Genomic DNA, 22,177 nt, shown 5'->3' with positions numbered 1-22,177 from the left:
CGCCGGTTGAAACCATTATTTGTCGAGGCGATCCGCCAATCTTTCAAGATCGGCTGTGAGCTTTCGAAAATGCACGGCGCGTCCATGACGCCGTCGACGCACAGCGCATCCGGCGTGCGTCGACGGAGTGCGAATCCGAAACGGACGGGCATTTAAACAAGAGCCGGCTTCGACGGCGGCCCATGCTTTCACCTTAAGTTCCTCAACGAACCATTAGGGAAACGCTCATGGCCGAAAAGAAAACCGTCCGCATCTACAGCGAACCCGCCGGCGGCTGGGGTGCGCTGAAGGCAACCGGCGAGGCGCTCGCGCTGCAAGGCGTGGCTGTCTCCGGCGCCAAGACGCTTCTGCGCATGAACCAGCCGGAAGGCTTCGACTGTCCGGGCTGCGCGTGGCCGGACGCGAAGCACACTTCGTCGTTCGAGTTCTGCGAGAACGGCGCCAAGGCGGTGGCGTGGGAAGCCACGGCCTATCGCTGTACGCCCGACTTCTTTGCCGCGCACAGCGTCTCCGAACTGACTGCCTGGGACGACTACGACCTCGAAATGGCCGGCCGCCTGACCCACCCGATGGCGTACGACGCCGCCTCCGACCGTTATCTGCCGATCGAATGGGACGATGCCTTCGCGTTGATCGCGAAACATCTGAACGGTCTCGACAGCCCCGATCAGGCGGATTTCTATACCTCGGGACGCGCGTCCAACGAAGCCGCATTTCTCTACCAGATCTTCGTGCGCGAGTTCGGCACCAACAACTTTCCCGACTGCTCGAACATGTGCCACGAGGCAACCAGCGTTGGCCTGCCGGAATCGATCGGCGTCGGCAAAGGCACGGTGTTGCTCGACGATTTCGAGGAAGCCGACGCGATTTTCATCTTCGGCCAGAATCCCGGCACCAACAGCCCTCGCATGATGAGCGATTTGCACAGCGCCTCGCGGCGCGGCGCGACGATCGTGTCGTTCAATCCGTTTCGTGAACGGGCGCTGGAACGCTTCGCCTCGCCGCAGAATCCGGTGGAAATGGCCACCCTCGGTTTTACGCAGATCAGCTCGTTTCTGTATCAGGTCCACGTGGGCGGCGACGTCGCCGTGCTCAAAGGCATGATGAAAGCGATCGTCGAAGCCGACGACGCAGCGCTCGCCGCCGACGCCCCCCGTGTGCTCGATATCGCGTTCATCGAAGGGCATACGCACGGCATCGACGAACTGCTCGCCGATTTGCGCACCACCAGCTGGGATGCGATCGTTCGCCAAAGCGGCTTGTCGCGCAGCGACATTCAGAACGCCGCCGACATTTACATGCAAGCGAAGAACGTGATTCTCGTCTATGGCATGGGGCTGACGCAACATCATCGCGGCACGGAAAACGTTCAGCAAGTCGCCAATCTGGCGCTGCTGCGCGGCAACATCGGGCGGCCCGGCGCGGGCGTGTGCCCGGTGCGCGGACATTCGAACGTCCAGGGCAACCGGACCGTCGGCATCACGGAGAAGCCTTCGCCAGCATTGATCGACGGCATTGAACGGGCCTTCGGCTTCCGGCCGCCGGCGGCGCACGGCCACGACGTGATCGCCACGATCGATTCGATGATGCGTGGCGACGCCAAGGTATTCATGGCGCTCGGCGGCAATTTCGCGGCGGCCGTGCCGGACTGGATTCGCGTGCAGGCGGCGATTCGCAAGCTCGACCTGACGGTTCATATCGCGACCAAACTCAATCGCAGCCACCTGGTGCATGGCAAGGATGCGTTGATTCTGCCCTGTCTCGGGCGCACCGAGATCGACGTGCAGGCCGATGGCCCGCAATCGATCACCGTCGAAGATTCGATGTCGATGGTGCATGCCTCCGGCGGCCGCAACGAACCCGCGTCGCCCCATCTGAAGAGCGAACCGGCGATCGTCGCGGGTATTGCCCGCGCCACGCTAGGCCCTCACTCTCACGTCGAATGGGAACATCTCGTCGCAAGTTACGACCGTATCCGCGACAAGATCGAAATCGTCTATCCGATATTCCAGGCGTACAACGAACGGATTCGCGTGCCGGGCGGCTTCCATCTCGCCTCGAGCGCACGCGAACGCGTGTGGGCCACGCCGACCGGACGCGCGAATTTTCTCGTCTTCAAAGGACTCGACGAAGATCCCGAGCATAACGACCCCGATGCATTGTGGCTCACCACCATGCGCAGCCACGACCAGTACAACACCACGCTCTACTCGCATTCGGACCGTTACCGCGGCGTTTTCGGCCAGCGTGACGTCATTTTCATGAACTCGCGTGAACTCGAGAAGCGTGCCCTGCATCCGGGCGGACGCGTCGATGTGTACGCGCTCTCGACCGATGGCATCGAGCGTGTAATCCGCAGCTTCAAGGTGATTGAATATTCGCTGCCGGACGGATGTTGCGGCGCTTACTACCCGGAGGCGAATCCGCTCGTGCCGCTCTATGCGTTCGATCCGAAAAGTCGCACCCCCTCATACAAATCCGTACCGGTGAAGATCGCGCGCGCGGCGGCGGTCGGTCCCGACTCTACTCATCAGGCGGCCCTCGTCAGCACCGCTGGAGTTCATCATGCATCTTGGTAACGTACTCGATCTGTCACGCGCCCAGTTCGCGATGACGGCCATTTTTCACATCATGTGGCCGATTCTGACGATCAGCCTGTCCGCTTTCCTGGTACTCGTCGAACTACTGTGGCTGCGTAGCGGCAAGGTCGGCTATTACCGGCATGCGCGCTTCTGGAGCAAGCTGCTGGTGCTGAACTTCGCGGTCGGCGTGGTCAGCGGTATTCCGATGGAGTTTCAGTTCGGCACCAACTGGGCCGGCTTTTCGCGCTACAGCGGCCAGTTCTTTGGCAATATTCTCGGCTTCGAAGGCGCGATGGCCTTCATGCTCGAAGCGGGCTTTATCGGCGTGATGCTGCTGGGCTGGGGACGGGTGCCGCGCGCCGTGCATCTGTTCGCCACCTCCATGGTCGCGCTGGGGTCCAGCATCTCCGCATTCTGGATCATGGTCGCCAATTCGTGGATGCAAACGCCGGCCAGCGTGACGGTCGAGAACGGCAAGATTATCGTGACGGACTACGCTGCCGCGATCTTTAATCCGGATATGGTGTGGGGCGTCACGCACATGTGGGTTGCGGCGATCGAAACCGGCATGTTCGTGATCGCCGGCATTTCCGCGTGGAATCTGTTCAAACAGCGCAATCCGGAATTCTTCGCGCGCTCGTTCAAGATCGCTTTACTGGTGCTCGTGTTCGTCGCGCCGCTCCAGATCTGGCTGGGCGATTCCAGCGGCGGCAGCGTGTTCGCGTCGCAACCGGCCAAAGGCGCCGCAATCGAAGGACACTGGATCACGAACAAGCCCGGCACCGCCGCGTCATGGTCGCTGCTCGCGTGGCCGGACAAGCAGGCGCAGCGCAACGACTGGTCAATCGAAGTGCCCGGCATGTTGAGCGTGCTCGCCACCCATACGCTGGACGGCACGGTCAAGGGTCTCACCGACTTCCCCCCCGCCGACCAGCCGCCCATGCTGCCCTTGCTCTATTACGCATTCCGCGTAATGGCCGGCATCGGCTTCGCTTTCATGGTACTCGCGTTCTGGACCGCTTACGTCCTGCGCAAGACACGCGGCAATCTCGAGCAATTACTCGCGCAACGCAAGCTTCTGCTCGCATGGGTGCTGTGCATTCCGCTGCCCTATGTGGCTGTCGAAGCTGGCTGGATTGTGCGCGAGGTGGGACGTCAGCCGTGGGTTGTCTACGGGCTGCTGCGTACGAAAGACGCTGTGTCGACGGTGGCCGCGTCGTCGGTGACGCTGAGCATGGCGATGTTCTTTGCTTTCTACGTGGTGCTGCTCGGCACATTCTTCGTGCTCGCGCGCAACTGGCTGCGCGCCGGCCCTGACCTCACGTTGAATCCGCCGGCGCCGCTCGAAGCTGAACGCGCGGCTGCTGTCTCCGAGTACTGAATCATTCCCATTGCGAGGAAGTCCCATGGATAACGCTACTCACACGATGCTCGCCATCACCTGGTTCGGCCTGATCGGCCTTATGCTGGTGTTTTATGTCGTCACCGACGGCTTCGATCTCGGCATCGGCATACTCAGCTTGCTGCGCAAACGTCGTGAGGATCACGACGTCATGGTGCAGACGATCGGCCACGTCTGGGACGCTAACGAAACATGGCTCGTCGTGCTTGGCGGCGCCTTGTTCGGCGCCTTTCCCGATGCGTATGCGTTGCTCTTGCAGGATCTGTACTTGCCGGTGATGCTTCTAATTGCGGGGTTGATCATGCGAGGCGCCGCCATCGAGTTTCGTCATAGCGTGTCGCATGGTGTGCTCTGGGACAAGGTGTTTGGAATTGGCAGCCTCGTCGCGGCGATCGCCCAAGGCGTGATACTCGGCAAGGTGATTACGGGCCTGGCTCCCGGCGAGTTGAGCGGCGTGTTCGTCGCTGTCTCGGCGGTCGGCGTGGTGGCGGGTTATTCGTTGCTCGGCTCGACTTATCTGGTCAAGAGGACGGCCGGTACGCTTGAGCAATGGTCGCGGCGTCTTGCTTTGCTGAGCGCGTTTGTCACCGTGGCCGCGGCGGTGGTGCTGACCGCCGCGACGTGGTTTATTAGCGCCGTGGGGCATGAGCGCTGGACTCAACCTGGGGTGTTTCATTTGCTTATTGCTTTAGGCGTGGCGGCTGGGTTGGCTTTTGCTTACATCATGGGGGCGTTGTATCTCGGGAGTTCCAGCGGACCGTTTCGGGCGTCTGTTGCACTGTTTTTTCTGTCGTTTGCCGGCCTTGCAGTTAGCCTCTTTCCGGATTTTGTGCCGGGGAAACTCGGTATTGTGGAGTCGGCGTCGGATACGTCGACGCTGGCGTTCATGTTGATCGGGATTGGCGTTATCTTTCCTGTGATGATCGGGTATAACTTGTATCAGTATTATATTTTTCGAGGGAAGGTGATGGGGAGTGGGGTTCGGGGTGGAGAGTGATGGTTGGTGCCCCCTGTGGCGGCGGCCGCCGGGCAACCTCGTCATGCCATCGTCGAGCCCCGTAAAGTCACGATACAGCGGTACTGCATAGAGCGCTTCTTCCATCGCCGGGTCTAACAGCCCAAACCCCTGTTGCATGAAGTGGAGCGGCAATCGGAAATGGCGGCCGTCCCGTTTTAACCTTCGGATAGTGCCGTCCAACCAGGGCAATCAGTTGCAACCATGGCACCACGCGCCTCATCTCTTCGAGAAATTCCCGTTTGCGCGTGTGCGTCGTTGACAGATGCAGACCAAGGCCAAGTTGTGCCAGCACGAACCCCTTCAATTCTCCTGCTCCCAGGATAGTCCCCGCTCACATCAATGCCGGGATTTTTGCAGATGGTATGGACGCCTCCCCCTGGAATCGGGCCGTCATGGGACCGGGCGCGGGAGACTTGGCACGCATCGGTCTGCGTGTGCCAAAGTTGGGGGTGCCCGTCAACCGCGCGTCAAGGAGAACCGGAAATGAAACCCACCCTTATCGGAATGGACATTGCCTAGCAGGCATTTCAGCTTCATGCGCTCGACCCGCAGACCGGCCAGATCGAAAGACTCAAGCCAAAGCGTGCACAGCTTCTCGAGTTCTTCGCTAGACGCGCACCTTCGACTGTTGTGATGGAAGCGTGCGGCAGCGCACACGACTGGGCGAGACGGCTGCAGCATCTCGGTCATGATGCGAGGCTCATCTCCGCCCGATCGGTGCGGCCGTATATGTTGCGTAAGAATACCGACGCGGCAGCGTGCTGCCTTTACCTGAAAGCCAAAAAATCGCAACACTGCTTGCAATCCGGGAGGTGTCCACATAAGACTTTCCCTAACACCCGCCCCCCACTGCCGAGAACAAAAAACCCCAAACCTCACTCCTGAACAGCCGCATGAACCACACCCCGAAGAATCATAGCCCGGGCATTAAGCGGCGCCGGCCTGCAAGGCCTAGGCTTATAAATAGCATCACCGGGCCGAATAGCCCGCCCACTCATCGCGCAAACACCAGCCGATCTCGCGCGACTAGCGTGCCAAACCTGATCTCCATAAGAACAGTGCATCGAATCACGCCAGACAATCGTCGCGGTCGACTGCGTAGGCCGATCAATCACATAAACCTGCACATCAAACCGCTCCCCCATCACCGGCAAGCGGCACCCCTTCCGCGCTGTGGGCGCCAACACCTTCACGGCAGCCGCTTCGCCAGCACCACCGCCAACATCGCCTGAAAGAGCGGACAACAACCCAAGGGTCTGCAGCCACGGGTCAGTAAAATCAGCTTTCGCCAGCATGATTGCACTCCTGTTTCAGATAACCTGATTGATCATCGCGGCAGCTTCGCCAGACACCGTAAATCCAAATGCCCTGTCGGGCAGCCGATCACGCTCGAGCATCGCCCGTTCATCGTCCACCCCACCCGTACCGTCTTGCGACAACCAGTACTCATTCGCCCATTCAACACCGGACTGCCGCAAAAATACTTCGCTTACAGCGAGAAACGCTTGAATCTGCTTAACGATCGACATTCGCTTTCACCCTCCAGCAATACGGTGTCTCTCCAACAAGGCGCTTGAACACCGTCGTAAAGTGAGCCTGCGACCGAAAACCGCAACTCAGTGCAACATCGAGCACGTTGTGTTTCGACGCAAGTAAAAGATGCTGTGCATGTTCTATCCGCCGACGCAACAGGTACTCGTGCGGCCGCATGCCGGTCGCGCGACGGAACTGCGACGCGAAATGCATGCGGGTCAGTCCCGTGCTGTTGGCGATATCGGCGAGTCCAATCGACTCGGAGAGGTGCGCGTCGACATACTCAATCGCGCGGCTCAGTCGCCACGACGGCAACGCACTCGCTTCACGTGTCTGCCGGTCAGCCACCGTGAAATGCCGCGCAATCACGCGCGAAACGATCGCAAGACTCACGCTGTCGGTAAAGACCTTGCCGAGCGCGGCGTCGTCAGATTGCGATACGGCCAGCGCCTGACCCAAGCGCTCCAGCGCCGGGTCGCGCACAAGCTTGGGGTTGTCGACGCGAATCTCGCCTGCATGCGGCCGGCCGAACATGTCCTCGAAACATTCGCCCAACACCTGCTGTGAAACGAACAGGTGCAGCACGTCGGCCGGCGACTCGAACCGGGCGCTGCACGGCACATCCGGTGCCGTGATCTGCGCGACCCCCGCAGTCACCCGTCCTCGCACAAGCGTCTTTCCAGCATGAGCAAATGTCAGCGACGTGCACTTGAGATTCATCGCGATGCAATGGTGCGCAGCGCTACCCGGATTGACGACCTCCAGGGCCTGGGCTTCGTTACGGGTCCAACGCGCGGCGAGAATCCCGCCTCGCTGCGGCGTATCGGCATGGTCGCCACCAGGGCAGCGCCATTCACGCTCCATGCCGATCGGGCTCACCCGACTCTTCCGGACGACCTCCACCGCGGGTTCGGGATACAACGTCGACGAGCTGATCATGATCTGGTCATCAGGTTAGGTGGTGAGACAGTGCCGAACAAGTGCGGCGCTGCAATGACTCCAAGGTATCGCATGGGAAATCGTCCAACTAGCCCTACATACGGTTGTCTGAAATGACCAATGGTTGGGTCGTTTCATATCCAGGTTTAGTCGCACCACCAAGCGCGCAGGCTGCGCTGCGCCGCGCCCCGGACTTGACGAGCGCCGACGCTTGTCGAAACGAACGGGAACTGCCGTGCTTCTTTAGCTCGACGCGTTGAACGACCTATACCTGCGTATAGATTCAATAGCCGTCGGGTGCGGCGACGCAGTGCGCAAGCCGCGTAGCATCGCGCGCCGTGAGTCAGACGCGCGAATGACGCGCCTGTGTCGTCATGCCTTGCGGCGGCTTGATGCCGAGCGCTTCTGCCTTCAGTACGAAGTCGGCAAGCGAGCGCGCGCCCATCTTGCGCATCGCCTGACCGCGATGAATCTTGACGGTGATTTCGCTAAGGTTCATTTCACCCGCAATCTGCTTGTTCATCAGACCGGAGGCGACAAAGGCCATGACTTCGCGCTCGCGCGCCGTCAACGAATCGTAGCAACGCCGCAGATCCGCTACGGAGCGGCAAGCCTCGCGGCGCTCCTCGTCACTCGCCAAGGCATTCGTAACGGCGTCCAGCATGTCCTGATCGCGAAACGGTTTGGCCAGAAAATCCTTGGCGCCGGCTTTCATGGCCTTGACCGTCATGGCGATGTCGCCATGCGCGGTCATGAACACGATCGGTAAGCCTAACTGGCTCGCCGAGATCTGTTCCTGCACCGCGAGTCCGCTCTGGCCTTTAAGGCGGACATCGAGAATCAGACAGCTCGGCACGTCCGGCATGTCGAAGGCGAGGAATTCCTGCGCGGACCCAAAGGTTTCCACATTCAGGCCGACCGAGCGCAGCAAATTGCGGACGGCGTCGCGCATCGATTCGTCATCGTCCACGACATACACCATGGTGTTGCTCGCATTGCTGTCCGTGTCCATGCCCGTCTCGTTGTGCCCATTACTGCTCATGACACCTCCCTTCATCAACGGGCAGGATGAACTGCAGTACGGCGCCGCCCGCTTGCGGCGATTCGGCCCAGATGCCGCCGCCGTGCGCTTCGACGATCGAACGGCAGATCGACAATCCCATACCCATTCCCTCAGCTTTTGTCGTAAAGAACGGATTGAACAGACACCCGGCGTTTTCCTGGCTAATACCCATACCGGAGTCCTGCACGATCACCTGGGCCTGCCCGTCGTCGAACTGGCGCGTCACGATCGTGAGCTTGCGCGGTCCGGCGGCCTCCGCCATGGCCTGCACGCTGTTCAAAATCAGGTTGATCATGACCTGCTGCAATTGCACGCGATCGCAGCACGCCATGAGCGACGGCGCCGCAAGATCGACGTGTAATTCGATACGATGGCGCTCGAGTTCGGCCCGCACGAGTTCGATCGATTCGCCGACGATCGCATTCACATCCACGGTCGCCGGCAGCCTGTCGCGCCGTTTCGCTACCGAACGGATTCGCTGGATCACCTCGTCCGCGCGCTTCGCGTCGCGAATCATCTGCGCGACCGACTGCGCCGCTTCATCGAGTTCCGGTGTGGGACGGTTCAGCCAGCGCAACGCGGCGGCGCCGCACGTCAGGATCGCGGCGATCGGCTGCGTGACTTCGTGCGCAATGGAGGCTGCCAGCTCGCCGAGCATGGTGATTCGCGTCACGTGGGCGAGTTCGTCGTTGGAACGCGCCAGCGCTTCCTGCGCGCGCTTGGTCTCGGTGACATCCATCAGTGCGCCGACATACTCACGCTCGCCCGACTGGGTCGTCGTGAGATAGGCGACGTAATGCACATGCTTGACGCTGCCGTCGGGCATAGCGAGCCGGTGTTCGACATCGACTTGCGACGCGCCGCCAGCCGCCTGTTCAAACACGCCAAGCACGAGCGCGCGATCGTCGGGATAGGTGCGAGCGAGGATCGCCGCGACCGACGGCACAGTCTCCCGCGCGTAGTCGAAAATGCGGTACGCCTCATCGGACCACCACATCTCGCCCTCAGGAAACCGCACGGCAATACTGCCGGTGCGGCTCAGCCGCTGCGCATCACGCAGGAGGGCCTCGCTGCGCTCGAGCGCCTGTTGGGCGGTCCAGCCGTACAGCGCCTCGGCGCCGCGATTCCAGAAAGTGACGCGGTCGTTCATATCGTGCACGACGATAGCGTCGTGCTCGAGGTTGAGCAGTTCGACCTGCTCCTGCAAGGTCGCTGTCGCCGCCAGGTTTCTCAATGCGAGGATCGAAGTAGTGGCGATCGCCAGCAGACTCACCACGCAACGCGCAACCGCGCCGCTGGAGTAGGCGTCGTCATGCGACAGCACAAAACCGAGCAGCGTCAGCACGACGCAGCCCCACGCGGCGCCGTGCGTGGCCGCGCGGTTGCCAGTCGAGGCGACCAGCAGCACGACGACAACGTAAAAGACGGCGACCGCGATATCGAGGGGGGTGAACGCATCGATTGCGAACACGACGAGCGCGACGACAGCGGCCAGCAGCGACACGACATTCGTGTCGAGGGAGACCGTGGGGAGCGAGCGCCGGAGCGTTTTCATGGCAGCCGGATCAACGCGCCGTCGCACGGCAACTGAACGAAGCGGAATGGTTAATCGTAGACATGGCGTTCGAAGCGGGCATTCGTTGACGAAGACCGGCAGCCTGTCCGTCAGGATGACAGCCAGCGCGGCTGTCAAGGCACATGACACTCAGACCTACCGGCGAGCGATAGCTTTTAATCTGGATGTGATCATGCGCGAGCCCGCCTCGATGGCGGTACTTATTTTTCCTTAAACCTTCCAAAATGCTTCTCGGGCGCGTCCCCGGTTTAACGCCCGGAGGCCCGTCCCATGGGGGTTTTGATGCGATGCGCAGGGCCTGCTGCATTGCCGCAGGCCATCCCGCATGGCGGGAACCAGGCAGGGTCAAACCTGCGCGGCGGCCGCTTCCGGCGCCGCGCGGGCGCGTCCATCAGTGGTGACCGAAGTCCTTACGGGCGATCGGCACCGTGCGAACCTTCGAATACTGGAAGGCGGGAATGGCCTTGACCGCGTCGCGCGTGGCGCCGGCCCAGACCAGCTTGCCATCCACATAGTCCAGTTGCGATAGCGGAATCGCTACGTCGTGCTGCGATACGCCGAGAAACTGGTGCGCCGCCACGATCCCGAACGACACCGCGTTGTCCGGTGCGATGATGATGTCGTGAAGCACGCCGACCTTCTCGCCGCTGTCGTTATAGATGCTTTTGCCCAACAGGCTCTTCTTGACGCTCCAGCCTTCAACGATCAGTTGGGTCTGCTCCACGCTGGTGCCGATAGGCTGTTCGCCTGCCACCTGGGCGTTGGCCTGCTGGCACATTGCACCGAACGCCGACGCCGCCAGAAATACGAGTGCCCACTTTGCCTTCATCATGATTTCTCCACGAGATGCATTGATTAAAAGAGATGAATCGCGACACGGTGACGGTATCGACGCTGCCGCCTGCCTATGTCGCGCCAAGCATCACTATGAAGCCGTTTCGTCCGCGCCGTTTTCGAATTCGCACGGTGGCAAGCGCCACGCGATCAACCTGCGGTTCCGCGCGCCACAGCAAGCTCAATCGCCGCGCTGCGGGCGCAGCGTAACTGTGCAGGTCATGCCCATCGCAAGCTTGACCCCGGCGGGGATCTGATCGAGGTGAATGCGCACGGGCACACGCTGGGCGAGCCGCACCCACGTGAAGATCGGATTGACGTCCGCCAGCAGGTCGCCGTTGCTGGTCGGGTTGTCGCGATCGGCAATCCCGCTCGCCAGGCTGTCGACATGCCCCTGAATGTCCTTGCCGCCCGACAGCAGCCGCACCACCGCCTGATCGCCGACATGCACGTGCGGCAGCTTGGTCTCTTCGAAATAGCCATAGACCCAGAACGAGTGCGAGTCGATCAGCGCCATGCGCGCGACGCCGGCGGTAGCGAAATCGCCGGGATAGAGGTTCAGATTCGTGATGTATCCGTCCGACGGCGCGCGCACTTCGCTGCGCGTCAGATTGAGCTGTGCCGTCTGCCGCGCTACCACGGCCGCCTTGTACATGGCTTCTGCCGCGCTGTAAGCGGCGACATCGGCGGCATAGGCGGCGGCGGACTGCCTCGCGAGCGAAGCCGAGTCTTGCCGGCTTTCATCCGAGATCACGTCGCCGGCGAGGTTCGCCCGGCGCGCCGCCTGCGCGCGCTTCATCGCGAAACCGGATTCGCTGCCCGCCATCTGCGCCCTGGCCTGCGCCATCTGCGCCTGAGCCCGCAGGAGATCGGCGTCGGCTTGCGCGACCGCATAGTGGAAGCGGGCTGGATCGAGCACGAACAGAATGTCGCCTTTGCGCACCAGTTGATTGTCCTTCACACGCACTTCGCTGACCAGGCCCGAGACGTCGGTGGCGACCTGCACGACCTGCGCGCGCACGCGGCCATCGCGAGTCCAGGGGGAGAACATGTAGTCGACCCACAGCATGCGAACCAGCACGATCGCCACCACGAGGAGCGTGAGCGTGAAACCTGCGCGCAGGATGGATTGCTTTTTCATCGTAAAGGTCTGGCGTGAGCAGTCAGTGGATTCATGGGAGCGAGTGCCTTTCCTGGTTCATTGCCACAGCAGCAACGAAGCACCGCTGAACAGGGTGGCGAACAGCGCGACCCGGAACAGGGCCGGATGCCATGTGTAGCGATAGAAACCGAGCCTCGCCAGCACCAGATCGAGGACGACGAACAGCAGCACGCAGCCGGCGAGAATCGGCAACAGCCCCGGCACGAGCAGAGACAGCAGATCAATTTCGCCCGGCATCGCCCGCTCCTTGTGAAACCCGCTCGCCGGGCGCTGCCGCGAAACCGCCGCCCAGCTCCTTCATCAGCAACGCCCATGCATCGAGTCGTTTGGCCTCGATCGCCGCGAGGCTTTCCTCCTGCTGCAACTGTTCGTTCTGCGCGGCCAGCACGTTGAGGAATTCGGTGATGCCGCTGCGATAGCCAGTGTCGGCGAGCCGGAACGATTTGCGCGCCGAATCAAGCGTGTTTTCAACCGAGGCCTGCTGTTGCTCGAGCGAGTGCAACGACACGACCTGCTCTGCGACGGCCCGCATTGCATTCACCACACTCTGGTTGTACTGATCCACCGCTGCGTCGCGGGAGGTCACGGCCACGCCGTAATTGCCGCGCCGCCGTCCACCGTCGAAGATCGGCAGCGAGATCGCCGCGCCCACGCCGTGGCCCATGCCGTCGCTGTTCAGGAAGTTGAAGAAGCCCCCGAACGTCGCGGCCGATCCCAGCGACGCAGTAGCCAGCAAATTGATGTCCGGATAAAAATCGGCGTGCGCCGCGTCAATGCCTTTGTCCGCGGCGAGCACGCGCCAGCGCCCCGCCACCACATCCGCGCGATGCCCGATCAGCTCGGCCGGCAGCGACGCCGGCAGCACCACCGGCACGCTCAGCGCGAGGCTGGGCCGGCGCAGCAAATCGCCGTATCCCGGCCCCTTGCCGGCGAGACCAGCGATGCTGATACGTTCGAGCGCAAGCTGCTGCTGCGCCTCTTGCACCCGAGTCGTGCTCATGGCTAGCTGGGTTTGCGCCTGGCTGACCTCGAGATTGCTGCCGACGCCCGCGTGCCAGCGGCGCGTCGCGATGTCGACGGTGCGCTGCTGTTCGCTCTGCACGGCGCGGTAGACGTCCAGCAATGCATATTGGAGCGACAACTGGACGTAGCTGCGCACCACCGCGGTCTGCAGTTCAACTTGCGAGAAGCGCGCGTCGGCGGCCGCCGCATGCACATTGTCCAGCGCGCCTTCGCGAATCGCGTGCGACTTGCCCCACAGATCGAGGTCATAGGACAAATCCGTCTGGATGCTGTTGCTCCACACGGTCGTGCCGCCCGGCGGCGCCGGGGTCGTGTAGCGCGCGTAGCGCCTGCGCTCGGAACTGCCGCCCGCATCGAGTTGCGGCAATTCAGCGGCGCCGGCGATCTGCGCCTGGAAGCGCGCCGCATCCAGCCGTTCCTGCACGACGCGCAGACCAGGATTGCCGTCGGTGGCGTCCTGCACCAAGGCGTCGAGTTGCGGATCGTTCCATTGGCGCCACCAGTCGTCGGCCGGCCATTTCGCGTCGGCCTGGGTGGCGCGCAACACTGCGCCCGGATCGAGTGTCGTGGGATCGATCATCGACTCGTGCGTGTGGATGCCGCCACTGTTAATACACGCGCAGAGCAGCAGCGCACAGGCTAGCGCGGCCGCAGTCGAGCGGTGCGGCGCGAACGTGGGCAGGTCATGCAGTTTCATGCCCGGGTCTCCGCGGTTTGCCACAGGGACAAGGTGTCGTCACGCAGCGTCAGTTCGGTGAAATGCAGCAGCGCCCGCATCCGGCAGCGCGTGAGCATCGTCGCATCGACCGTGATGGTGTGCGCAAGCGGCAATGTGTCCAGCGCCCGCCGCGTCGCGGCCAGCGCGCCTTCGGCGGCCTGCGGCGTGGCGGCGGCGAACACGTCCGCGAGCGCCGTCAGCCAGGCGCGCTGCACGTCCGGCCAGCTCGCCGGCAAGATGTTGCCGAGCCGCTCGGTGTCGAGCCGCATCTGGATCATCGCGCGGCCGATCTCCAGCGCCGCGAACGCCCAGCCGATCAGATAGTTGCGATTGACGCGCGCGTCTGCCGGCGCGGACGCGATCTGGATGATGAAATCACGCAAGCTCAACTCGACGGTAAAGAGCAGATCATCGAGGTCGTCGTCATACGCACTGTCCGCCACCAATGCGCGAATCTGCTTCAGGTATTGCGCGGAAATCCAGTCGCCCGCGCGCGGCACGATGACTGAAAACGCGACCGCGGCCGCTGCGATGCCGAAGAGCAACGCGAAGCCGGTGTCGAGATACGCGCTCGGGTTATAGACGGTCGGATTCGACATGCCGACGATAAAACAGAAATAGATACTGAATCCAAGCCCGAGGATCGCCGTCTTCACAAACGTGTTCAAATAGCTACCCACCATCACGAAGATGGCTATCGACGCGGCGAGCAGCACGAACCCGTCGAGCTTCGGCAGCAGGAAAAAGTTGAACGCAAAGCCGGCGAGCCAACCGGCGAGGCAACCACAGAAGATCTGCCAGCTCGCGACGGCCGGATTCGGTACGAGCGCAAACAGCGCGCTCGTGATCGCCACCGCGACAATCGCGCTCGATCCGCCGACCCAGCCGGATGCAAGCCACGCCGCGCCGACCAGCAACACGGCCACGGCGGCGCGCGCGCCGGCGATGGTCGCGGCCGTGCGATTAGCCGTCGCCCGCGTTCTGCCGATGTGGGTGATCGCCTGAATCACCGACTGCGACCACGGCAGCCGATCCATGGTGCGTGCTTCAATATAGCTTCTGCACAGCACGCGCAGATCGGCGATTGAAAAGAACAGCGCGGAACCGGTTGTCGCAACGAACTGGCGCTGATGCGGCACCAGGTCCGACAGCGATTGCAGCAGCCGCCCCAGATGCGCGGGCAAGGCCTGCTCGAAAGCGTCGAGGTGGCTCGACAAGGTCTCGACCTGTTCGAGCGTCACCGTCTCCAGCGGCGCCTCGTTCGGCACGATCGCAAGCAGGCCGCCGATCAGTTCATCGACCGCCGCGAGCGCGCGCGGATCGGCTTCTGCCGCAACCCGCGCCTTCAACTGATGCAGCGCATGAATCCAGGCGACCGTGTCGAGAAAGCTGCGGTCGAGGTCGAGAAAGACATGGTTGTGCAGGCGAATCGACGGATCCTCGAACACCGCACCGCTGCGCAGACTTTCCACCCCCGCGCGTTCACGGATCAGGTCGAGAAACGTGTCGAAGCCGCCAACGGCCGTCGCACGATCGAGCATCGCATGCACTGCGTTCAACAGGTTCGTGAAGTTGCGCCGGCTCGACGCGTACAGCGCCGGCGTGACCGCCTGCGGGAAAATCACCGCGCTGACCACGCTCGCGCAGACCACGCCGATCACCACCTCGCTCACGGTGAACACGACATTGTCGAATACGCCGTAGGGATTGGACCAGGCCGGCATCGCCGTGATGGCGGTGCCGTACCCGGCCAGCACGAATCCATACGACTGAAAGTTGCGGTAGTACGACGCGCCGAATACGCACGCGCCGATCCACGCCGCTAACGCGATGAAGAACAGCAGGGGTTGTTGCGGAAAAAGCGCAATAAGCAAAAGGCCTGCAAAGCTGCCGCACACCATGCCGAGGCCGCGATAGAAACCGCGCGCGATCACCATGCCGCTTTGCTGATGCATCATCACGATGACGCACGACACCATCGCCGTGGCGGGCGTGCGAAGCTCGAGGCGCATGCACAGTCCCATCGCGAGCGTCATCGCAATGGCGACCTTGGCGATATGCCGGAACCGCGGGCCGTCGTCTTTCCAGTAGGCCTTCAGCTCGTCCCGCCATCGTGGCGGGACCGTGCTGCGGGCATCCGCTTGCAGGGTCATAGGGCACTCGTCAGTCGCTGATGGTCCATGTGATTCCGGTCATGCAGGGCCTCGAGCCTTGCGAATGCCTCTGTGCATACGGTGTGTAGCGTGCGGCTAGCGCAGGTTAGTGCGCGCCAGTTCGATGATCTCGTCACCGCGTCCATTGAGAATGGCGCGCATCATGTAGAGGCTGAAGCCCTTCGCCTGGGCGAGCTCGATCGTGGGTGGCATTGCGAGTTCGTGTTTCGACGTGACCACGTCCACGAGCGCCGGCCCCGGATGGTCGAACGCCTGCTTCAACGCGCCCGCCACGTCTTCCGATTCTTCAACGCGAATGCTGAAAATGCCGGCGCCTTTCGCAATGGCCGCAAAGTCGGTTTTGCTCAGATCGACATTGGTATCGAGGTAACCACCCGCCTTTAATTCCATCGAGACAAAGCCGAGCAAGCTGTTGTTGAACACCACCACCTTGATCGGCAAATCGAGTTGCCGCGCGGTGAGCAGATCGCCGAGCAGCATCGACAGGCCACCGTCGCCCGATAGCGACACGACCTGCCGCCGCGGATGCGCGCCTTGTGCACCCAGCGCCTGCGGCATTGCGTTGGCCATCGAGCCGTGATTGAACGAGCCGTGCAACTGACGCCTGCCGTTCATGGTCAGATAGCGCGCGGCCCAGACGGTCGGCGTGCCGACGTCGGCAGTGAAGATCGCGTCGTCGCTTGCGGCTTTGTCGATCATCTTCGCCAGATACTGCGGGTGGATCGGGCGGCCCGGACCGGCCGGTGTCGCCAGATCGTCCAGGCCCTTGCGGGCGGACGCATAGTGCTTGCGCGCGTTGTCGATGAAACCGCGGTCCGTCTTGCGCTGCAGCCTGGGCAGTGTCGCGGCGATGGTTTCCTTCACCGTGCCGACGAGCCCGAGTGAGAGGGGCGCGCGATGACCGAGCTGCGAGCCCTTCCAGTCTATTTGAATGACCTTCGCGTCGACCGGATAGAACGGGCGATAGGGGAAGTCGCACCCGAGCAACACCAGGGTGTCGCAGGACATCATGGCGTGATAGCCCGAGCTAAAGCCGATCAGCCCGGTCATGCCGACGTCGTAAGGATTGTCGTACTCGATGAACTGCTTGCCGCGCAGCGCGTGAACCACCGGTGCGCCAAGCGTATCGGCGAGCGCCACCACTTCGTCGTGTGCGCCTTGCGTGCCGCTGCCGCACATGATCGTGACCGCGTCGGAGTCATTCAGCAACGCGGCGAGGCGCTCGAGGTCCGCCTCGGCAGGGAGAATCCGCGGCGGCGCGCTTTCCGTCCAGGACGGCAATTCGGCGGGGCCTTCGCTCAGCGCCACATCGCCCGGCAACACGATAACCGCCACGCCGCGCTCCTCGACAGCGGTGCGCATCGCGCGCGCCAGCACGCGCGGAAACTGCGCGGAGGAGGACACCACTTCCACGTAATGGCTGCACTCCTTGAACAGCTCCTGTGGGTGCGTTTCCTGAAAGTAGCCCAGACCGATTTCGGTCGACGGAATGTGCGCGGCGATGGCAAGCACCGGCTGGTGATTGCGATGACAATCGAACAGACCGTTGATCAGATGCAGGTTGCCAGGACCGCAACTGCCGGCGCACACCGCGAGACGTCCGGTCGAGGCCGCGTCCGCACCGGCGGCAAAGGCAGCCGCTTCCTCGTGACGGGTGTGCATCCAGCGGATCGAGCCGAGCTGATCGAGGCTGTAGGCCAGTCCATTCAAACTATCGCCCGTTACGCCCCAGATCCGTTCGACACCCGAGGCGGCGAGTGTGGCGGCGAGATAGGCGGCAATGGTAGTACTGGCCATGCTTGACTCCTTTTCACGGTAGAGGGGGTTCGACCGGGCGTTAAAAACCACGACCACGGCCGCGAAGCCGGCACAGACAGCGGCGCCGCGATCCGGCGCAGCGCTGGTATGCCACACCTATCAAGCTATGTGAGGCGCGGGGAAAAGTCCTGAATTCAGCCTGAAAACACCTGAATCAAACTGACTGACGGCTCTCGGTAATTCAGCACCGTACGCGTTTCACCGATACGTGCTAGCGCACAGCGGGGATTCAAGTATCCTGATGGTCCGCATCAAATCCGGCTGTATGACATGAATCTCTCTTTTGAAGTCCTGCAGGTCCTCGACGCGATCGATCGGACCGGCACCTTTGCGAGCGCAGCGGAAACGCTGCACAAAGTTCCGTCGTCGTTGACCTATCTGGTGCAGAAGCTGGAGCTCGATCTCGGCGTGAAACTGTTCGACCGCAGCGGCCGCCGGTCCGTTCTCACGCATGCCGGGCGCGTGGTCGTCGAGGAAGGGCGCCGCCTTCTGGAGGCGGCGGAAGACCTCGAATGCAAGGCAAAGAGAATCCAGCATGGCTGGGAATCCGACCTGCACGTCGCCGTCGATGAGATCATTCCGTTCGACTTGCTATGGGATCACGTCGGCACGTTCTACAAGCTGAAGCTGGACACCCGGCTGCATCTCTCGAAAGAAGTATTGGGCGGCTCGTGGGACGCACTCTTGACGCGCCGCGCGGACCTGGTCGTCGGCGCGGCGGGCGATCCACCGCTGATTCCCAATCTGGTTGCGAAATCGATCGGCTCGCTGCGGCACGTGTTCGTGGTAGCGCCGGATCATCCGCTCGCTTCGATGCCGGGGCCGCTAACGCTGGATATCGTCGCGCGCCATCGGGTGGTCGCAATCGGCGACACGTCGCGCAAGCTCGCGCCGCGCACGATCGCCATTGCCGCCAATCAGGAAGTCATGACGGTGCCCACGCTCGAAGCGAAGCTGGCCGCGCAAATCAGAGGGCTCGCCGCGGGCACGATTCCGGAATGCCTCGCCGCCGAGCCGTTGGCGCGGGGCGAATTAGTGCAAAAAGAAGTGCTCGGCATGCGCGACATCACGCATTTTTATCTGGCGTGGCGCGGTGACGAAACCGGCAAAGCCCTGCGCTGGTGGGTCGAACAGTTGGGCCGCCCGGATCTGATCGACGAGGTTGTGCAACAGAGGATGTTGCACGGCTGAACGCCGTTCAGCCGCGTTGCGCGATTTCTCGCGGCGGCGGCGCATCACACGTGTTCACTGCCGCAAGCTGGGCCGCAGGGCGAATGACCGAAGCGGCGGGGTTGTGAGCGATCGCCCGCGTCGTGATCTGCAGTAGACGGGTGGCGGCTTCGAAATCGTCCCAGTCGAGACCTTCGGCGAGTCTCGTGCTGGCGGATCGTATCAGCTGGACGGCCTCCGCGCTCCGCCCTTGTGCATGCCAGAGGCTCCCCAAGCTGCTTGCGGCGCGTAATTGCAGCGAGCGGCAGCCCCGCATCAGCGAATCCTCGAGGGCTGCGACAAAGCAAACCTCTGCGTCCCGAGCGACCGTTACCGACGGTGGCGCGCCGACCTCCGCCATGAGCAGCAGCTCGCCATGGATGCGCCTCATCTCTCCGGCATACCAGTGATCGCCGGTTTCATCGCACTGAGCCAGCGCGCGCACCACTGTGGCGATGCCCTCTTCGGGCCGGCCCGAGCGGCCTAGAGCGAGGCCGTATTGCCCGACGAGCATGGCGCGCGGCGCGCCGAATTCGAGCGAATCCAGATCGTCCAGGGCCTTTCGGAAAGCGTTCAGGCGCTCTGCTGCGGCGTCCCCCATCGAATGCAGGTATTCGTCGAAACACCGGCAGCAGGCTTGCGCTACGCTGAGGCCGGCGCGCGCCGACACCTCATGCAACAGGGCAATCGCCTGAGCCGCTCGCTCGCGCTTGTCCGACAGCAGCGTCAGCGGCACCAGCGCCTCGACCAGCACATAACACGTCATGATCGCCTGTTGCTGATCGCACGCGCTCAGCACGCTGTCCTCGGCGAGCCGCAGCGCCTGATCGCGGAAGCCCTGCAACCACAGCACCCGCGCGAGGGTCGCATGGCCGACAATGCGCTGGTCGACGGACTGCCCGAGCGGCAAGCCATGCTGCAAGTCCTCGCTGTGCCGCAGCAGTTGTTCGAGCGCCGCGCGCGCTTGCTGTTGATCGCCCGTGTAATGCGAAGCGATCCCCAGCAGCCGGTACGCGAGGATCGTGCCGCTCGTGTCGCCTACCTCGAGGGCGAGCAACTCGAAGCGTCGCGCGAATGCCAGCGCATTGCGCGCCGCGCCGGACGATTGACTTCCGTTCCACATGCCCCACAAGGCGCGGGCTTCAAACGCCCGGTCGCCCAGCCCGATCGCCGAAGCCAGAATCTCCGACCAGAGGCCGAGGGTTTCGCGATTCGGCCCGATGACGTAGACGAGCGCCGCGGCAAGCGCCGCCTGCAGTTGCATGCGTACACGCAAATGGCGCGTCGAACGCGAGCCCTGATGGGTGGCGGCCACCGAGTCGAGCGCGCGCCGCGCCCACGCGCAGCACTCGTCGACCAAAGACAGTTCATAGAGAAGAAACACGACCTTGACTGCCAGTGCTTCGCCGAGCACGTCGTCGCCCTTCGGCGTCAAGGCCCAGGCCAGCGCCGCGCGCAGATCGTCGAGCAGTCCGCGCATCCGCTGATGCCATCCGTCGCGGTGCGCGCCCTGCGGCTCAGCGCGGCGCTGCTCATCGCGCTCGAGGAGACCGAGGAAGTATTGCGCGTGACGCAGCGTGACAATGCGCCGCTCGCCGTTATCCTCGAGCTTCTGCATGGCGTAGGCGCGCGTGGTTTCCAACAGGCGATAGCTCGCCCTGCCGCTCTCAACGTGCGTCACCAGTAGCGATTTTTCGACCAGTCCCGACACCGCGGCGATCACATCGAGTTCACGCAATACGCGGTCGCCGACGACAGCGATGGCCGCTTCCATGGGGAAGCTGCTGACGAAAATACCGAGTCTGCGCAGCGTGGTGCGCTCGGCATCGTCGAGCATCGCGTGACTCCAGTCGAGCGTCGCCTTCAAGGTCTGATGCCGCGGCAAGGCCGTACGATTGCCGCCTGTCAGCATGTTGAAGCGGTCATCCAGATGGCCGGCGAGCGTTTCGATACCGAGTATTGCGGCTCGCGCGGCCGCCAGTTCGAGCGCCAACGGTATGCCGTCGAGCCGACGGCATACCATGCCGGTCAACTGGATGCTTCTATCATCGGATGAAAAGCGGGCATCGATCGCACGCGCGCGCGACAGGAACAATTCGACGGCGCTACATTGCAGAACATCTTGCCCCTGATCCTCCTGCGCAGGCACCTGTAGCGGCGCGACCCAATACAGATGCTCGTTCAGCACCCGCAGCGGCTCGCGGCTGGTCGCGAGTACGCATACGGCGGGACCGACGCCGAGCAGGGTCTCGGCGAGCTCAGCCGCGGGTCCGAGCACATGCTCGCAGTTGTCGAGCACGAACAGCACGCGCCGCTCGCTAAGTTCTTTACTGACGCGCGCGAGCGTCAGCGGTCCAATGCCCGGATTCACGCCCATGCAGGCTGCGAACGCCGCGAGGACACTGCTGGCGTCGGTGGTGGAGGCGAGCGGCACCAGATAGACACCGTCCGGAAAACGCGTCAGCAAGCCGCGCGCGACCTCCATCGCCATCCGCGTCTTGCCGATGCCGCCCGAGCCCACCAGGGTCACGTGGCGTGCGGCGGCAAGCGCCAGCGAGACGTCGTCAAGCGCTTTGTCGCGTCCGATCAGCGGCGAAAATTGGGCGGGCAGGTTGTTCGGGACGCTTCGGCCATGCGTGGAATTCTCCAGGAATTCGTCGCGCTGGCCGGCCTCGCCAGCAGCGCTCGCCGTCAAGGCGCCTGGCACCAGCCGGTAACCGCGTCCGGACACCGTCTGTATGAGTCCGCGGTTTTCGCCCAGGATCTTGCGAAGTGCTGACATATGCACTTGCAGATTGTTCTCTTCAACGAATGCATTCGGCCAGACCTGCTTGAGGAGGTCGCTCTTCGACACCAGGCCGCCGTTCGCCTCGATCAGCACGACAAGCATGTCGAATGCACGGCTGCCTAGCTGCACAGGCTCGCCGTCGATGCACACTTCCCGACGGTCGATATCCACCTGAAGCGGGCCAATGCGAATCATGCGGGATATCCTGTACGCAGCGATTTGAAGAGCAGTCAGCACACGCGGAAGAATTTAAAATAGCCGAGTAGCGTTGCGTCCCCGAAGTCTAGATCAACGGGCGATCGACATGCGCGGAAAAAACTGAACCTACCGTTCAAATT

At 62.7% G+C, this 22,177-nt stretch carries 17 protein-coding genes and 1 pseudogene; 4 read left to right on the top strand and 14 right to left on the bottom strand.

Annotated elements, in window-relative coordinates:
* Nucleotides 1-227 precede the first annotated feature (227 nt).
* The 3 genes from BLQ92_RS05170 to BLQ92_RS05160 are packed head-to-tail and all read left to right on the top strand — an operon-like array spanning nucleotide 228 to nucleotide 4,981.
* The gene (locus BLQ92_RS05170; RefSeq protein ID WP_090682294.1) at nucleotides 228-2,579 is read left to right on the top strand and encodes an FdhF/YdeP family oxidoreductase; all 2,352 of its coding nucleotides are present in this window, start codon (nucleotides 228-230) and stop codon (nucleotides 2,577-2,579) included.
* Nucleotides 2,566-3,963, top strand: coding sequence for a cytochrome ubiquinol oxidase subunit I (locus tag BLQ92_RS05165; protein WP_090682293.1), 1,398 nt, complete (start codon nucleotides 2,566-2,568; stop codon nucleotides 3,961-3,963). The genes BLQ92_RS05170 and BLQ92_RS05165 overlap by 14 nt, the downstream gene beginning before the upstream one ends.
* A gap of 25 nt (nucleotides 3,964-3,988) precedes the next feature.
* The gene (locus BLQ92_RS05160) at nucleotides 3,989-4,981 is read left to right on the top strand and encodes a cytochrome d ubiquinol oxidase subunit II (protein ID WP_090682291.1); all 993 of its coding nucleotides are present in this window, start codon (nucleotides 3,989-3,991) and stop codon (nucleotides 4,979-4,981) included.
* Between the two features lie 30 nt (nucleotides 4,982-5,011).
* Here BLQ92_RS05160 and BLQ92_RS05155 read toward each other — a convergent pair.
* The 13 genes and pseudogenes from BLQ92_RS05155 to poxB form a co-directional block, all read right to left on the bottom strand.
* Nucleotides 5,012-5,291 (bottom strand): annotated as a pseudogene (locus BLQ92_RS05155) (transposase); the annotation flags it as partial.
* A 167-nt stretch (nucleotides 5,292-5,458) separates the two neighbouring features.
* Nucleotides 5,459-5,692 (bottom strand): hypothetical protein, encoded by a 234-nt coding sequence (locus BLQ92_RS40395; RefSeq protein ID WP_090682289.1) that lies wholly within the window; start codon nucleotides 5,690-5,692, stop codon nucleotides 5,459-5,461.
* Nucleotides 5,693-5,877: 185 nt separating this feature from the next.
* A complete protein-coding gene (locus tag BLQ92_RS41340) occupies nucleotides 5,878-6,297 on the bottom strand; it encodes a DUF3331 domain-containing protein (RefSeq protein ID WP_090682288.1) in 420 nt (139 codons plus the stop codon).
* 15 nt (nucleotides 6,298-6,312) lie between these two features.
* Entirely contained in the window at nucleotides 6,313-6,531 is a 219-nt protein-coding gene (locus BLQ92_RS05140) for a hypothetical protein (RefSeq protein WP_090682286.1), read from the bottom strand.
* Nucleotides 6,518-7,474, bottom strand: coding sequence for a helix-turn-helix domain-containing protein (locus BLQ92_RS05135; protein ID WP_090682285.1), 957 nt, complete (start codon nucleotides 7,472-7,474; stop codon nucleotides 6,518-6,520). The genes BLQ92_RS05140 and BLQ92_RS05135 overlap by 14 nt, the downstream gene beginning before the upstream one ends.
* Before the next feature lie 343 nt (nucleotides 7,475-7,817).
* Nucleotides 7,818-8,516 carry a response regulator transcription factor gene (locus BLQ92_RS05130; protein WP_244106099.1) on the bottom strand — a complete coding sequence of 233 codons (699 nt, stop codon included), beginning with the start codon at nucleotides 8,514-8,516 and terminating at the stop codon, nucleotides 7,818-7,820.
* Entirely contained in the window at nucleotides 8,506-10,092 is a 1,587-nt protein-coding gene (locus BLQ92_RS05125; RefSeq protein ID WP_090682281.1) for a PAS domain-containing sensor histidine kinase, read from the bottom strand. Before BLQ92_RS05125 ends, BLQ92_RS05130 begins: the two co-directional genes overlap by 11 nt.
* Nucleotides 10,093-10,504: 412 nt before the next feature.
* Nucleotides 10,505-10,942 carry a PRC-barrel domain-containing protein gene (locus BLQ92_RS05115; protein ID WP_090682939.1) on the bottom strand — a complete coding sequence of 146 codons (438 nt, stop codon included), beginning with the start codon at nucleotides 10,940-10,942 and terminating at the stop codon, nucleotides 10,505-10,507.
* A gap of 186 nt (nucleotides 10,943-11,128) precedes the next feature.
* The gene (locus BLQ92_RS05105; protein ID WP_090682277.1) at nucleotides 11,129-12,088 is read right to left on the bottom strand and encodes an HlyD family secretion protein; all 960 of its coding nucleotides are present in this window, start codon (nucleotides 12,086-12,088) and stop codon (nucleotides 11,129-11,131) included.
* Nucleotides 12,089-12,145: 57 nt separating this feature from the next.
* On the bottom strand, nucleotides 12,146-12,346 hold the full coding sequence (locus tag BLQ92_RS05100) for a DUF1656 domain-containing protein (protein WP_090682275.1): 201 nt from the start codon (nucleotides 12,344-12,346) through the stop codon (nucleotides 12,146-12,148).
* Nucleotides 12,330-13,829, bottom strand: a complete 1,500-nt coding sequence (locus BLQ92_RS05095; protein WP_090682273.1) for an efflux transporter outer membrane subunit — start codon at nucleotides 13,827-13,829, stop codon at nucleotides 12,330-12,332. The genes BLQ92_RS05100 and BLQ92_RS05095 overlap by 17 nt, the downstream gene beginning before the upstream one ends.
* Entirely contained in the window at nucleotides 13,826-16,003 is a 2,178-nt protein-coding gene (locus BLQ92_RS05090; protein WP_090682271.1) for an FUSC family protein, read from the bottom strand. The genes BLQ92_RS05095 and BLQ92_RS05090 overlap by 4 nt, the downstream gene beginning before the upstream one ends.
* Before the next feature lie 96 nt (nucleotides 16,004-16,099).
* Complete coding sequence (gene poxB / locus BLQ92_RS05085; protein WP_090682270.1) at nucleotides 16,100-17,821, bottom strand: ubiquinone-dependent pyruvate dehydrogenase; 1,722 nt, start codon at nucleotides 17,819-17,821, stop codon at nucleotides 16,100-16,102.
* A gap of 291 nt (nucleotides 17,822-18,112) precedes the next feature.
* On the opposite strand from poxB, the gene BLQ92_RS05080 reads away from it, so the two are divergent.
* A complete protein-coding gene (locus BLQ92_RS05080; RefSeq protein ID WP_090682268.1) occupies nucleotides 18,113-19,033 on the top strand; it encodes a LysR family transcriptional regulator in 921 nt (306 codons plus the stop codon).
* A gap of 7 nt (nucleotides 19,034-19,040) precedes the next feature.
* On the opposite strand, the gene BLQ92_RS05075 is transcribed toward BLQ92_RS05080, so the two are convergent.
* Entirely contained in the window at nucleotides 19,041-22,034 is a 2,994-nt protein-coding gene (locus BLQ92_RS05075) for an ATP-binding protein (protein WP_090682267.1), read from the bottom strand.
* Nucleotides 22,035-22,177: the final 143 nt, after the last annotated feature.

Origin of the sequence: Paraburkholderia phenazinium, assembly GCF_900100735.1 — a bacterium.
GTDB classification, from domain to species: domain Bacteria; phylum Pseudomonadota; class Gammaproteobacteria; order Burkholderiales; family Burkholderiaceae; genus Paraburkholderia; species Paraburkholderia phenazinia.
The sequence above is the reverse complement of the archived record's forward strand: the minus strand, read 5'-3'. Positions and strand labels throughout refer to the sequence as shown.